The sequence below is a fragment of the Desulfotalea psychrophila LSv54 genome (assembly GCF_000025945.1).
In the GTDB taxonomy this organism is placed as follows: Bacteria; Desulfobacterota; Desulfobulbia; order Desulfobulbales; family Desulfocapsaceae; genus Desulfotalea; species Desulfotalea psychrophila.
Genome location: NC_006139.1, coordinates 22,640 through 35,801, shown reverse-complemented (window position 1 = coordinate 35,801; position 13,162 = coordinate 22,640). Strand labels below are relative to the sequence as shown.

Annotated in this window: 12 protein-coding genes and 2 pseudogenes; 5 read left to right on the top strand and 9 right to left on the bottom strand. The window is 39.7% G+C overall.

Annotated features, from left to right (window positions below):
* Positions 1-513: 513 nt before the first annotated feature.
* Together DP_RS15950 and DP_RS15945 are read left to right on the top strand one after the other, a co-directional pair.
* Entirely contained in the window at positions 514-1,413 is a 900-nt protein-coding gene (locus tag DP_RS15950) for a hypothetical protein (RefSeq protein WP_228130214.1), read from the top strand.
* A gap of 128 nt (positions 1,414-1,541) precedes the next feature.
* Positions 1,542-2,081 (top strand): hypothetical protein, encoded by a 540-nt coding sequence (locus DP_RS15945; protein ID WP_156792387.1) that lies wholly within the window; start codon positions 1,542-1,544, stop codon positions 2,079-2,081.
* 4 nt (positions 2,082-2,085) lie between these two features.
* Here the strand turns inward: DP_RS15945 and DP_RS15940 are convergent, their stop codons facing one another.
* The 3 genes from DP_RS15940 to DP_RS15930 are packed head-to-tail and all read right to left on the bottom strand — an operon-like array spanning position 2,086 to position 3,516.
* Complete coding sequence (locus tag DP_RS15940) at positions 2,086-2,457, bottom strand: type II toxin-antitoxin system RnlB family antitoxin (protein WP_011190390.1); 372 nt, start codon at positions 2,455-2,457, stop codon at positions 2,086-2,088.
* On the bottom strand, positions 2,451-2,831 hold the full coding sequence (locus tag DP_RS15935) for an RNase LS family HEPN domain-containing protein (RefSeq protein WP_162096677.1): 381 nt from the start codon (positions 2,829-2,831) through the stop codon (positions 2,451-2,453). Before DP_RS15935 ends, DP_RS15940 begins: the two co-directional genes overlap by 7 nt.
* The gene (locus tag DP_RS15930; RefSeq protein WP_011190388.1) at positions 2,821-3,516 is read right to left on the bottom strand and encodes a type II toxin-antitoxin system RnlA family toxin; all 696 of its coding nucleotides are present in this window, start codon (positions 3,514-3,516) and stop codon (positions 2,821-2,823) included. The genes DP_RS15935 and DP_RS15930 overlap by 11 nt, the downstream gene beginning before the upstream one ends.
* 604 nt (positions 3,517-4,120) lie before the next feature.
* Between DP_RS15930 and DP_RS17695 the strand changes: the two are divergent.
* Positions 4,121-4,285, top strand: a pseudogene (locus DP_RS17695) (Fic family protein); the annotation flags it as partial.
* A gap of 777 nt (positions 4,286-5,062) precedes the next feature.
* On the opposite strand, the gene DP_RS15925 reads toward DP_RS17695, so the two are convergent.
* Positions 5,063-6,769: a DUF262 domain-containing protein gene (locus tag DP_RS15925; RefSeq protein ID WP_041279007.1), complete on the bottom strand. Its 1,707-nt coding sequence runs from the start codon at positions 6,767-6,769 to the stop codon at positions 5,063-5,065.
* Between the two features lie 555 nt (positions 6,770-7,324).
* On the opposite strand from DP_RS15925, the gene DP_RS15920 reads away from it, so the two are divergent.
* Positions 7,325-7,603, top strand: a complete 279-nt coding sequence (locus DP_RS15920; protein ID WP_011190386.1) for a hypothetical protein — start codon at positions 7,325-7,327, stop codon at positions 7,601-7,603.
* A gap of 75 nt (positions 7,604-7,678) precedes the next feature.
* On the top strand, positions 7,679-7,996 hold the full coding sequence (locus tag DP_RS15915) for a hypothetical protein (RefSeq protein WP_041279005.1): 318 nt from the start codon (positions 7,679-7,681) through the stop codon (positions 7,994-7,996).
* Between the two features lie 138 nt (positions 7,997-8,134).
* Here the strand turns inward: DP_RS15915 and DP_RS15910 are convergent, their stop codons facing one another.
* The 5 genes and pseudogenes from DP_RS15910 to DP_RS15890 all read right to left on the bottom strand — a co-directional run bounded on the left by DP_RS15910 (position 8,135) and on the right by DP_RS15890 (position 13,162).
* Positions 8,135-8,425 (bottom strand): TrbM/KikA/MpfK family conjugal transfer protein, encoded by a 291-nt coding sequence (locus DP_RS15910; RefSeq protein WP_011190385.1) that lies wholly within the window; start codon positions 8,423-8,425, stop codon positions 8,135-8,137.
* Positions 8,426-8,494: 69 nt separating this feature from the next.
* The gene (gene traF, locus DP_RS15905) at positions 8,495-8,944 is read right to left on the bottom strand and encodes a conjugative transfer signal peptidase TraF (protein WP_011190384.1); all 450 of its coding nucleotides are present in this window, start codon (positions 8,942-8,944) and stop codon (positions 8,495-8,497) included.
* Positions 8,941-10,539 (bottom strand): annotated as a pseudogene (locus DP_RS15900) (type IV secretory system conjugative DNA transfer family protein). Before DP_RS15900 ends, traF begins: the two are co-directional and overlap by 4 nt.
* 281 nt (positions 10,540-10,820) lie before the next feature.
* Entirely contained in the window at positions 10,821-12,902 is a 2,082-nt protein-coding gene (locus DP_RS15895; protein WP_011190381.1) for a zincin-like metallopeptidase domain-containing protein, read from the bottom strand.
* Positions 12,902-13,162: a hypothetical protein gene (locus DP_RS15890; RefSeq protein ID WP_041279004.1), complete on the bottom strand. Its 261-nt coding sequence runs from the start codon at positions 13,160-13,162 to the stop codon at positions 12,902-12,904. The genes DP_RS15895 and DP_RS15890 overlap by 1 nt, the downstream gene beginning before the upstream one ends.

Below are 13,162 nucleotides of genomic sequence, written 5' to 3'. Positions count from 1 at the left end.
TTGGTGTTACAGGGGTTGTAAGTTGGAGCCTTTATAAGGAAACTGATCAAAGTGTTTCGTAAGCTACCATGTCCATTTTTGCAAAATCATTCAAGTTGGCTCTTTGTATAGTCTCATTTTTGTTGTTTTTAATACTATTATATTCAATCCATATATCAATAGTAATTTCTCTTGGTGAAGGTTGGATGCCAGCCAGTACGAAAAATCCTGATTTTTGGTGGAAAAATTCAGGTTGGTATGCGTACTTGGTAAGTTACTGTGTAATAGTTCTAATCAGCATTCCCCTATATTCGCTAATTGCGTCTTCTATTTATACTTGGTCGCTATCACCATTTCGAATTTTTTGGACTCATTTGCGGAACCGCTAACAAGGCAAATCAACTCGGACTGGCTTACAGCGGCGCTTTTTGAAACACCCTGGTTTTACAAACATTATTAACTTTTTAATCGGTTTCGGCCATTCCCGCCAGTCGGTTATTTGCGACGTTAACTGCAAAAATATGGAGCTTTAAATTGCAAAGATTTATCAAAATGCCACCATGGTTATCGACCAAAATTCTGTATGCAATTACTATTGCTGGATTTATTTGGAAATTCCTATTTTCAACACTTCTTGGTATTTTCATTACGTTCGTAACTGCATATATGGCGCTTGACTATTTTTCAACAATCAAGCCGCTTACAACTTCAGAATTACTAAACTGGACCATAGCTTTACCTGCTGAATATAAAATTGCCGTATCCTCTTCACTTTTAACGATTACAGGCTTTTTAATTGCCTTCCACACTGCTACTGCAAACTGGAAGCAACAAATGAAAGCTCAGGCGAAATTCAACATTGCATCAGAAATCGAAGAGTTTTTTTCAGAGTCAGGCACCCTACTTACAGATGCAAATATCTTTATTACGTCGATCATTACAGCAATAAATGAAATACAGAAAAAAGGGGCCACCCAGGATACTATTTTTAAAGTTCAATACATCATGGGTGGCCTCCCGAAATTCATAAAAACCCAAGACAGGCTCAGTGCTTTAACAATCAGTTCTCACCGAATTGCAAGTAAGCATTTTGCATTCCTCATGGGTGAATGGGGAGCAAGCAAAAGTCTACAACTAGCAATTGAATCTTTTAACAGCACTACAGATAAAATGTGGGTATTTGTACCCTATATCGACCCTAACACCCCAAACCTACTGCAAGAATTTGTAGCATCAGTAAACGTTGCTGAGTGTCTAGAATTTAATACTGCCTATGAGAACAATCAAAGCTACATCAGTGGAGTGATAGGGGGGCTTAGGGGACAACTTCTTTCCCCTATTGTAGGTTTCAATTTTACTGCATTAGTCACTTTACTCGGCAATAGGAAAATAAACAAAGAGGCTTTTTCTGTCCTTCATAAAAAGCGCAGCTAACAAACTAATCAACCGGACGGAAAATGCGTCTGTGCAAAATTGAAAAACAAAATATAAATTGCGGTGTTGTCCAAAAACTTCAAGTCGCTGCCGGTTATCATAAACCTTTATGCATTAAGAGGCTGTCCATGTTTGTCGTATTTAGGAATGGAGAAAATATAGAGTTTGCCGATGCTGAAATGTCATATCTAGAAGAGCTACTTAACTCTATTGATACTTCACTCCTGAGCGTAACCAATAAAATAAACTCAGCAGGCATTCAGGATGTTGAGTGTTTGTGTGATAAAGGCGAATATTTTATAGGTGTAGGATTCTGTGCTATGCAGAGATATTTATTTGACACTCTAATGGATATTAAACTTGATGCAGGTTTAGCGAGGGAATTAGGCCCAAAAAGTTCAAATGGTGTCGCTGTTGCACAGCTTATTCATTCTGCAGCTAATTATTGGAAACATTCTCCAGAGTGGCACATCTGGCTTTCTGAGCTAGGTTCTCGCTCACAGAACACTGTTGACAAATTGCTTCACGGAAGAGAATCTGCAAGTTATCCTTTATTTGATCTACTAGCAGATTTATGTAACGAAGACTCGTTGTTATTAACTAAGTGCTTGCCATATTTAATCGATTGGCGTTTAGCGATATATGAGCACGTTTCAAACAATATTTAATACATTACCTCATACGAAGAGCTTTCTTTTTCACTAAAAATTTTAACGGTTTCGAAAGAATAGAATTATCTAATAACTCATGATTAGTTGAATAAAAATCTAACGCTTTTTTTTGAAGCTCTCGGGAAGGATTTTCTAGTATTTCTAAAGATTTTCTATCAAACCTCTTGCCCATAAAATCAATACGATAAAATCTGTCCTTCGCATTCCCATTAGACAACAATAAATCAAACACAACTTCGCAGCGAGCCCCCAATTGACCTAGCTCCCGTTCAAGGGCACCAAGTGAATTCATAGGGCTATAGCTACTCGTTGAATACACAACAACACTATTCAAGCGTTCTTGATGATATATTTTGTAATTAGAGATTAGCATCTTATTATTTCTGAGTATGTCCTTTCAATTAGCGCAAATATTTCTACATTTAGAGAAATAGCTTCTTCTTTAGTAGGAATAATCGTTGATGTGCGTATTACATCATCAACATGAAAATACGGGTGTCTGTAAACGTTCCAAAATTTATACGATTCCTCCAAGGCAACAATAACTTCTTTACGACCAATGCCTGCAGAAATACCATAATTTAAAGAATAAGTACTGCCACCATCTTTTGTCTCGAAAATTTTCCCAATTCTTTTAGCACAAAAATCATCTTGATAATATTTAAACAATAACTGCTTCATGTAACCTTCTAGTCCTCTAAGGGCGGGGAAAACCCATGAAGTATAATCAGGAAGATCAACAATCAATCTCCCCAAAAAATAAAGAGGGAACGATAATATCTTTTATTTTTGCATCAAGAAAGCTAAATGCATTGGGCATGTACCCTTCTAATTTTGGTAAAAAGCCTGTTTCAGGAACCTTAATACTAAAATTTTCTTTATCACTACTAATCAGCTGTTCACTTTCCACTATACCTGCAAACAGTGCTTTTATTTCAAAAAAAGCAGGCAAAGGACGACCTTGTAAAAGAGTTGTCCCCGTTGTTTTATAAAATGTTACGGTGACAGTATCTGAGTATTTTCCTGAGTAAGATATTGTTTTTTTTGTTTTGTCATCTTTTTGTATTTTTGAAGATATATCTGGTAATTCTTCTATTACATATTCTTCAAAAATACCAAATTCTTCTTCTAAAAGACCTTTAAAAGTGCAATTCACAGATTTAGCAGAAGATACGTCAAAATTATTTATAATTTGTTTTGCTTTTTCACAAGATAATTCTTTGTTCTTTCCACAAGAAAATTGAATTGTAGTTATGCCAAATTTCTTAGGATAAAAAATCAACAAGCACTTTTCGTAACCATTCTCGTCCAAAAAAGAGCAATGGACGTTTCGCCCCTTATTGACACATTTGTTTGTCTGACCTTTTTTAGACAATAATTGAAGGTGATCTTCAATCTGCCCTATCGTTATATTTTGATCTCTAAAAGACATAACAACCTTTCTATATTGAATGCTAAAAAAAAGCAGAGGTCAAGGAAGATACTGTTATTTCGTGTTTTCGTCAACCCGTTCCTCCTACGCAAAACCTAACATACCTTCAATACTATCAACAAATCCTAACGATTTCAAGTACAAAAAGGCATCTTATTTTTTTGACCGATCCTATTGCTGATAGAGTCACTGCCCAGATCAGATCCCCATATGGATGGCAAGCCAGCTTGTGATGGCTGGTACGTAATTTTAAAGTGCATGAACTAGGAGGATAGCATGAGACTTACTGACAATGCGGAGCTCAAGCGAACGCAATAAGATTTTCACTAAAAAACATATACAGAGAGAGTTAACGACAATTAAAACCTTGTGGGGCCAATCTCGTACTAATTCTACCCTCCATTATGTAGTGACCCTCCCCGCAACAAACAAGTCTCGCCTGTATTCAAAAAACATTGCCAGGGAGACAAGCTTGCTGTTACCATGCAATCTACTTAAAACGCCGTAAAGGCAGTAAAACTGCCATAATTTAACGTCAAAGAAAACAATGAGCGACTATACACAACTGGATTATTAAAAAAAAACCCTCGATTCCTATCGCCCTCTGCCTGCCGAGGTAGTCTCGAACCTGCACGAAGATCTTGTTCTGCGCTGGACCTACAACTCCAACGCCATTGAAGGAAATACCCTGACCTTAAAAGAGACTAAAGTTGCTCTAGAAGGTATTACTGTTGGTGGCAAGACCATACGTGAGCACTTTGCCCCAATTGTCACCGCGAACTGCACTATGGTACGGGCAAAAAGGAACTGGCAAAGAATCTACGGGCGAAGATTGCCAGGCTTCAGGTGTCCGGTGCGTAATACGCATAACAAATCGTTGCAGACATAAAACTTATCTGCGAAGTGGATGAACAACAGATTAGCATCACGATCCCCTTGTGATACTCCCCTCTGTACAAGGGCATAAATTGATCTATGAGAGAGAGTGTGAGGAATTTGGATCATGTAGTGATATCCAGTTTCCGGTTATCACTCGTTTTTGATTGATATCCAGTGGCCTTGTTGCACAAATAGAAGTTGCTAGCATTGCTCGATGATGTTTTCTTGTAACACACAGAAAACATTGGGAGAGTTATGAGAGAGCGCAGGGGAAAGATCAAAAATTGGCCAGAATATAATAGAGTGCTGAAACAACGGCGTTGACGTTTTGGGTGGACAAGAAAGCGATTGAAAGTTGGTACAGCACGACACCATCGGGACAGCGTGACCGTAGCCAAGTACAGGGAGTGTTCAAGCAGGTAGGGCTGCGATCAAGGCTTTGAACAAGAGGGATGTCTGTTCGAGGGGTTGTTTGCTAATATGGAATGGAGCAGAGAGAAACTGATTTCCTTCTCTCATGATTTATGCAACAAGGCCCGGCAACGTTTGAAATCAGTGGAAAACAGGGGGCAGGATGAACAGTCTTGAAATAACATATTCGAAATTAACAAAGATATTTCGATAGGACCAATCCCTGATTTTCCGCTGTATTGACTTGTTATGTAGTTTATGCCCACCAACGTGTCGCAAAATCTTCAACCAATAATACACTTCGTTCTCTAAGGGTTTTCTTTTTGAACGATTTTGTTTGAGATAATAGGGTAGCTAATTGTTGAGTCATTTTGAATTTACTCTTACTATATCCATTTACCTTGTCTGATAAATCTGAATTTTTAATAGAACTATTAATTTTTTTCTCAAGCAAAGATAAATTACCGATCATATTTTTATATTCATCAAAATCTTCACCGTTTTTAAACCCGAAACTTCGAGGCTTAAATTTGGGCGTTTGGGATAAAATATGCTCAATGGTTGGATCATTGCCCATTATTTTTTGTAACTCAATCAGTGAATACTGCTTTTTATTTAACCTTTCGCAATAATCAAGGAATAGTAACCTTAATAATCCTGTTTGCTTATAGTAGTCATAGTCTGATAGATAATCCTTGAATCTATCATTGCTGATTTCAAAAGAATTAAACCATAATAAGTGTTCTTCGATGTCCTCTATTTTCCATTTTTCATGAATTAAATTATATGCGAATTCTGCAACACGTTTTTTACCAGCATAATCGCGTACCTTGAATACACGAACATCTATAATTTCAACCATTTCCACTACGGTGATCGATTTAGACGGTAAATTCATTCCAAGAAACCCACTGTTTTCTAATTGTGTGATTACCGGATAATAAACAGCTGACAACCCAAGAATTGAAAATAATTTATAATATCTTTCATCTGTGAGAGTTCTAGAAACAACTCTTTTGAATGCGCGGATATACTCAAGCAAACTTTTAATGTACGTTGTTATGAAATTGTCAAGTTTTTTTGTCTCACCACTTTTTCTAAAGTTTACTAGAGTCAACTTTACATTATCCATCACCTGTTGAGCAGTAGGGTCGTAACTTTCTTCTGAGAAGCAAATATGATGTTGTCTTAGCAGGTCATCTTCAGTAAAAAGCCTTGAGTTAATAATGTTAATATTTTGCTCTTCACCTATTAATTTGATGTTATCATATAATTCAAAAATTTCTCCAAATGTATTGTTGATTTCATCATCATACTTTTCATTTAAATATTTATTTGAAAAATAAAATAGCAGACTTTTCATTTTGTCCATGCGTGATAATTCTTTACCTCTATCATTAACTGTCTGAAAAATACGTATTGCGTCAGACTCGTTGCTCTCAATGAATTCAAGAATGTATAAGTCCTCTATTGCTTTGAGGAACTCTGTTGGCTTGTCTATTAATTGTTCTATTATATTTACTATTTCAGTATAGGCATCGAGTAAGTATCGTTGGCTCTTACTATGTGGATCTGTTGAGCAATTTCCGTCAAGTATACTGTTGAAAAAACCAACATCTCTTTCTAATGGTGTTAATTTGTATTGGTCTTTTGATTTTATATAAAACCGTTTGTAATATTCTTTATCTTGATCATCCTCAAGGCTATCAATTATCGCATTTATGAACATGATTATTGTTGTAATACGTTGTTGCCCATCAACAATATTAAAGATATCTTTGTTCTCTGTTCTAGCTAAGACAACTGTACCGATATAATGAGTAGAATTTGTTTCATACGATTCTTGAATATCTTCATATAATTCTCGGACATTATGCTTTTCCCATGCGTAACTGCGCTGATATTTTGGAACATGGAGAAACTTACGAGTAAAAAATTGATTAAGAGATTGCTGATTTGACATACTCATCCTCTATTTAATTTGCATTCACAAATAACAAGTTATTATCCGGTTTCCTGATATCATTCCAAAACACAATTTGACAACGCTTTTTCATTCAACAACGAGTGATAACCGGATATCCTCCGTATGATCCAAATTTCTTTCAATCTAAACACCCACAGCTATCCCCTTACAAGTGGGTGCATTGAGGGCTCCACCTCTGTCCTTACACTATTTCCTTGTTATGAGCAATGATTAAGCATTCTTAGATGTACGTGTTGGAGGCCTATGATTAGTTAGCGGAAATTCTGCAGAGTAACATTGGACAATGGCAAAAAAGAGAGGCACAGGTGCTAGCAAGGATTCAAACATAGGAAAGAGTTGTGCCAGTGGCAGGTTCTTAAAGGAAAGCCAGCAGGTCGAAGAAAATAGTATCAGGGGGTGTCAATGAGGGGTGGATATTGCTGGTAGAGATGCCGTTATAGCGCATAATCTGTATATGAAGGGGGTTTTTGGGCACCCAGATGATGTAGGTCGCTCACAGAACCTCTTAGCGGGCGTTACGGGGAAAAAGAGATGCCAACCATCGGTCACCGCAGAAGCTTGGCAAACCTTGCCCACTTCAAACATGAGCGTCCTGGCAAGGTGTTAAATATTATTGGTCGCAGTACCGCCAAAGATGAAAATATTTATATTGCTGTGTATCGTCTGATTGAGGGATTGCTGAAGTATGAAGTGCGTCGGGCTGGAGAAGAAATGAACTTGAGACAGCAGAGCGACATGGTAAAAAAGAGGACTAGGAACCCACTGTCCACCATTTGTCCACCACAAACAAAAAAGGCACTTACAGCGTGAGCCGTAAGTGCCTTATATGTATGGTTATCCCGAGGCGATTCGAACGCCTGACCCTCTGTTTAGCAGGCAACGGTTGTGATCGGATCGGTAAAGCAAAAACACATCAAGGCCAGCAGCTTAGGGCGTGAATTTTCAAAAGCTTCTTTGGAAAAAAAGTTCGTTGAATTTGAAAAAAGAGAAACAACGAAGCCTTTATCAACACCAAAGAGAAAAATATCAAAATGCGAGAACCTGGAATCAGTTTGTCTGTCGAATGAAAAGATATTTTGGTTCAGAGATGGAGAGGTAGTACCAGGGCGAAAAAGGCATCCTGCAGCGCCGTTTTTTCTGTTACTTGTGGAAGAAATTTTGACTATTGTAGTTTGCTATCTTGTTGTTGACATTAGCAATTAATTGGGGTTTGCTGTTTTATGATCCCACTGGTGATATTTCAAGATTTTTTGGTTGGATTGTTGTTCTGCCCTCTTTGGTCTGTTCCAAGGAGGGCTTTTTTATGTCAACAAGCCTAATGTATGACATGACTGTTGGCGATTATAGTTTCTTAGCATTTGCAAGGATGGAGGAAACTATTGTCGGCATTCCTGTTTCACTGGCAGTTGGACATTGATTTAAAAAAGCCTTCCTGGCCCTAGTTGTTTTCGTTGGAAACCCCCGCTGGATTGAAAAATAGTGAGCAACAGATGCCCCACATTCTACAGGTCGTTCTTCGGTGGAGAGACACATTATAGCCTCACAGGCAAGGGTTTGCTCAGTCGTTAATGCCTGAGCTGTGGTTGTGGATAGTAAGTAAAAAGCAAAAAGGGCAACTAAAAATTTTTTCATTTTTTCTCTGTAGTTGTTTTTGAAGTGTTCATTTCTTTGTCTGCACTCAAGATCAAAGAAATAGTTTTGTTACCATGTCAAAAGAGGCTTAACTATCGCCTCGATGTTTTTCGCATAGATGGGACCAAAATACCTTGAATCAAAACTGGTTGAAGAATCACCCCGCACCACGATCATTCCCTTGGCTACATAACCAGAAGACGGTTTGAAGGGTTCCATTTTTCGGCCCCTTGAATCAAACTCCTCTGTTTCAGGAAGGTTGTAAGAATCGCCTTCCAGGTAAGCTACCCTCTTCAGGAAGGGCTGGTCTTCTTTTGCGTATCCTCTTCTTATAGCAAGCTCTGCCATGGGGTTGTCTTCAGGTAATTTGAAAACTACGCAGGAGCCGTATGTGGGTGGGCTCTTAATCGTTCTGTATATTCCCAGAGGTAGTGATTTTGTTATGTTGATGTAACAAAATTCATTGCCTATAAAAATGATCAAGAGGATGCTAAGGCAGAAGAAGATAAGTTTTTTCATTGGGCACAGGTGAGTTTTTGATTGAAGATATCGCTAAGGTTTTTTGATGAGCTGTCATTTTCGGGAGTTGGTAATTTTGCCCGTTCCAGAAAAACAGGATCTTTAAAGTAGAGGATTTGTTTACCGTAGATAGGATTGGCGCCGGCAACAAAGATGAGCATGTGCCCCGATTCGAGAATATTGCCTTTACTGTCCTTGAGTGGGGCGGGTAGTCTCATGCACTCATCAGCTGTAAGTAGATCTCTGGCAACCTCCTGGATACTCATACTGGCGTTCGACAGCCGGCCTGATCTTTTACCCGATATGGATGTTTTCTTTTGTACAACTGTGGTTTTACCAAGCATCTCCGAAAGAGTTTTTGCTGTCTCAATGCCATTGGGGGCGTAAGCGATCCGAATGTGGCAGTTTGACATGATGGCCTCTTCCTTAGAGTATGCTGCGTGCAGCTACTTAATATCCTGGACAATAAAATAAAATTTTATTCCGTATCCTGCCATGTAAGCTAACGATTTTTGGGTGATTTCTAGTTTTCCTATACTTGTAAATTCATCAAACATAATCAATAATCGGTGCTTGTGGCTGTCAATGGATCTACCCTGGTCAAACTCCATTCTTTCAGTGATCCGCCTTAAAAACATATTAAAAAACAAACGTATGAGTGGTTGTAATCTATCAATATCAGATGGAGGTATGATCAAGTAGAGAGAGGACGGGGTCTCGCCATCCATTATATCGTCAAAACAAAAATCAGAGGAAGATGTGTTGCCGGCAACGATCACATCTCTAAACAGCGATAGATTAGATATTGCTGTAGAGATAACACCTGATAATTCTTTTGATGCTTTTATGAGGCATTCCCCAGCGTAGGATTTTATGGACTTCTCTAGCTTGCCAGCTGTGTCCTCTGCCATCTCAGGGTAGGTCTCGAGTAATTTTTTTGCATGGTCAGTTTCATCTATAATGAAAGAGAAGAGATCCTTTACATCGTCGGCCCATCGAGGATCGGTGATAAAAGCGACAGAGTCGGCTAGCGATCCATCTTGGTTTGTGGCGACGGTATGTAGGATTAGCCCCGTCATAAAGGCCACGGCAGCCCTGTCAAAATAGTCCCTTAGTCCCTTGCCTTCAGGGTCGCATATCATATTAGCGATGTTCTGGGCATCCGCAGTAGCGTGAATAGTGTTTATACGTATTTCGGAGAGAGGGTTAAACTTTGCCGTAGATCCGGTGGTATCATTAGGCTCAAAACGGATAATTTTTTGCCCGAGTGATTTTCTGTATCCAGACGTAAGAGCATAATTTTCACCTTTTATGTCGAATATAAGAGCAGAGTGTTCCCAACTCAACAGGGTAGGTAAAACAAGGCCAACTCCTTTACCTGATCTTGTTGGAGCGAATGCCAGAATGTGCTCTGGCCCGTCGTGCATAAGGTAGATCGTCGATCTATCTCTATCCTCCCAACCGCCGACATAGGCCCCTTTGCCACCTAATAAGCCAGACTTTTTTATCTCTTTTTTGTTGGCCCATTTTGCGGTTCCGTGTAGATCACCACGACCTTTCCCACGCCGGCCTGTGAGTAACAGGACAGAAAACATTAGTATCAATGGGAAAACAAAATACAATGACCCATCATCAATGATTTTAATGATGCTGTTGTGGTCCAGGTCTGGATCTTGTAACCACAAGAAACAGCTCCAGGGGAGATACAAATTGCTATAAACATGCCCTCCCAGGTACGGGTGATAATTGTATAGGAGGGCTATTTGTTGAGTACAGTAAAACGAGCAAGCAAAAAACCATAAGCAAACAACGATTAAGGGTATGTATTTATAACTACTGCTTTTTGTTTTGCGGTTTAAACCGTACTGAGGCATCTTCATCTTTCAAGTTCCGCTTCTTTGGCTAAAACCAAGTGTATTTTACGGGCCACATGTTTTGTTCCCCAGGCTTGTGCTAAATCGTTAAAATCTGTAAAACCCCGTTCTTTTTCCTCGCTGGAAAATTTAGGAATGATCACTTTACCGCCCACGGCCTTAGCTGCTGCTGTTGCTTTTTCAATACCAGGGTTAAGACCCTTGGCTTTTTCTTGAGCGTGGTCATTATCTGCATAAATCACGATATCTTTATCTGGAAACTTTGCGTGTAAGGCTTTAGCCACGGTCTCAAGGTTGTTCGAGCTGCAACAAATATAACATGGCTTTTGGGCTGCTGTAGAAATGCTCTTACCCGTAGAATAGCCTTCAGCTAACATAATAGGATCGTTCTCTTTTTCGTGTTCTTGGCCTATTTTGCAGAAAGAACCTTCAAGTTTTCCTCCTGCAAGGAGCTTCTTTTCACCATTGGGTAAAATGAATTGAAGGGTTTGTATCTCTCCAGATGTGTTTTGTAAGGGAATGAGCAGGTTATTTGTATTGGTTATCTTTAGTTCTTCACCGCTTATTTTTTTTCTTTCAAGGTATGGGTGAGAGGATGGAGCGGGGCTGCATTTTCCCCAGACATAGGCCGCTTTTTGAGCAACCTTTTTATGGGTTGCATCACGTTCGGCTTCCCTCTCTTTTTTTTGTCTAACGGCACGCTCTTTTATGTTTTGCCGTTCCTGGGGCGAAACTTCATGGCCTGTAGATTTCCAATTTCTCTTCTCGCCAGTTTTATGGTTTTCGATGAAACCCGCGGGTCTGCTATCAAGATAACCAACATAGGCCCCGTCGAGGGAGCCAGCCTTCCCGTCAAAAAGCTTCGCTCTTTTCATTTTCCCGTCCATTACAGGCAGAGTGCCTTTTAGATCAAAACCAGCCTCTGTTAGGGCGTCAGCAAACTCTTGTTCCGGGGTGGAAGTAGTTGGTTGGTGAGGGGTGTTGTTGCTTAACCAATTTTGCAGTGGCGCCAGATCGGTGCCTGCCGGGGCAAACCAACTCTTTTGTTTGGAGTCCCATTTAGCGCCAGCTTTTTTGGCAAGATTTTTCTCTCGAAACGGAACATTTAAAAATGTTTTTTCTTGAGCCAAGTGAGCTGATTTTGTTTCGAGGTTCGGAGCTGCTTTGTTCTCTGTTTCCATTGTTCTTTCTTTAACGAGTGAGGCTTTCTGTTCAAGCTTGAAGCCCATTATAAAAGCCTTTATTTTTTCAGCATCGTTTGCAGCTGAAAAAATTTCTTGTGGGGAATCTTCAATAGCCTTTGCCCAACCAGCTGTATAGGACTTATGGTTGGTTGGGTCGTGACCTACCCCAATTTCTGTGTTGATCATCCAGGACGCGATTTCGGCACGTAACTCTTCTTTGGCATACTCCTCTGTGCCTTGAGGCCCTGCCTCTCGTTCAACTCGTCCCTTGCCCATTGTCCAGTGCGCCAGCTCGTGGATCGCAGCAGAATAGTATTGTTCGGACGTTTTAAAATTTTCCTTGGGTGGCAGCTGGATTATATCCGTTGCAGGTCGATAAAAAGCCCTATCCCTTGTTGAGTGGACAATTTTAGCCCCTGAGTTTTTAAGTATTTTTTCGGCAAGCTCTACGGGCTTCCACGTCGGACTATCTTGTTTATACTCCTTCAGCCCCTCTATCTGGGTAGCGTTAAAAACACTAAAAATATTCAAAACAGGTTTGTTTATTTTGATTTTTATGGGCTTGCCTTCATCGTTAAGAAGAGGTTTTTTGTTTTCGTCAAGCTTGTCTATTAAACGAAAAGGACTATAAAAGGTGATTTTGGTGGATTTTTCACCCTTTCTCACCTGTGCATCTTGTTCTTTGGCCTGTTTATAGGTCATCCATCGAGGATCATTGTATCCTGGCATGACAAGGCCAAGGATGTTAGACCCCTTGTAGGTGGTCTGGGAAATAGGGTTCTTGGGGAACTCTACTGGCACAGGTGCCCAGGGCTTTTGCCACGGAGCAGTGCCTTCCTTTATCGCCTTTAAGATTGATTCTGCAAATTCTGCAGGATAGTCTTTTTTCTCTTTGACCATTAGTCTTCTCCTTCAGATTCATGGAGATTGGCATCAAGGGTGGATCCCATGTATGCGTCCATTTCTTCAGGAGTGACCTCTTGGCCCCAGTTTTCGATCTCTAAATATTCAGCTATATCAGGGTCAATTTCCACGCTGCTTTCTGGGTAAGCAGCAAGGTTCTCTTTAACTTTTTTTGCAGCATCCACAAGGAAGGGAATATAATCTTCCAGCGCCATTCCTCGTACCGTGGCCCACTCAGCAAATTTATCTAGTTCCAT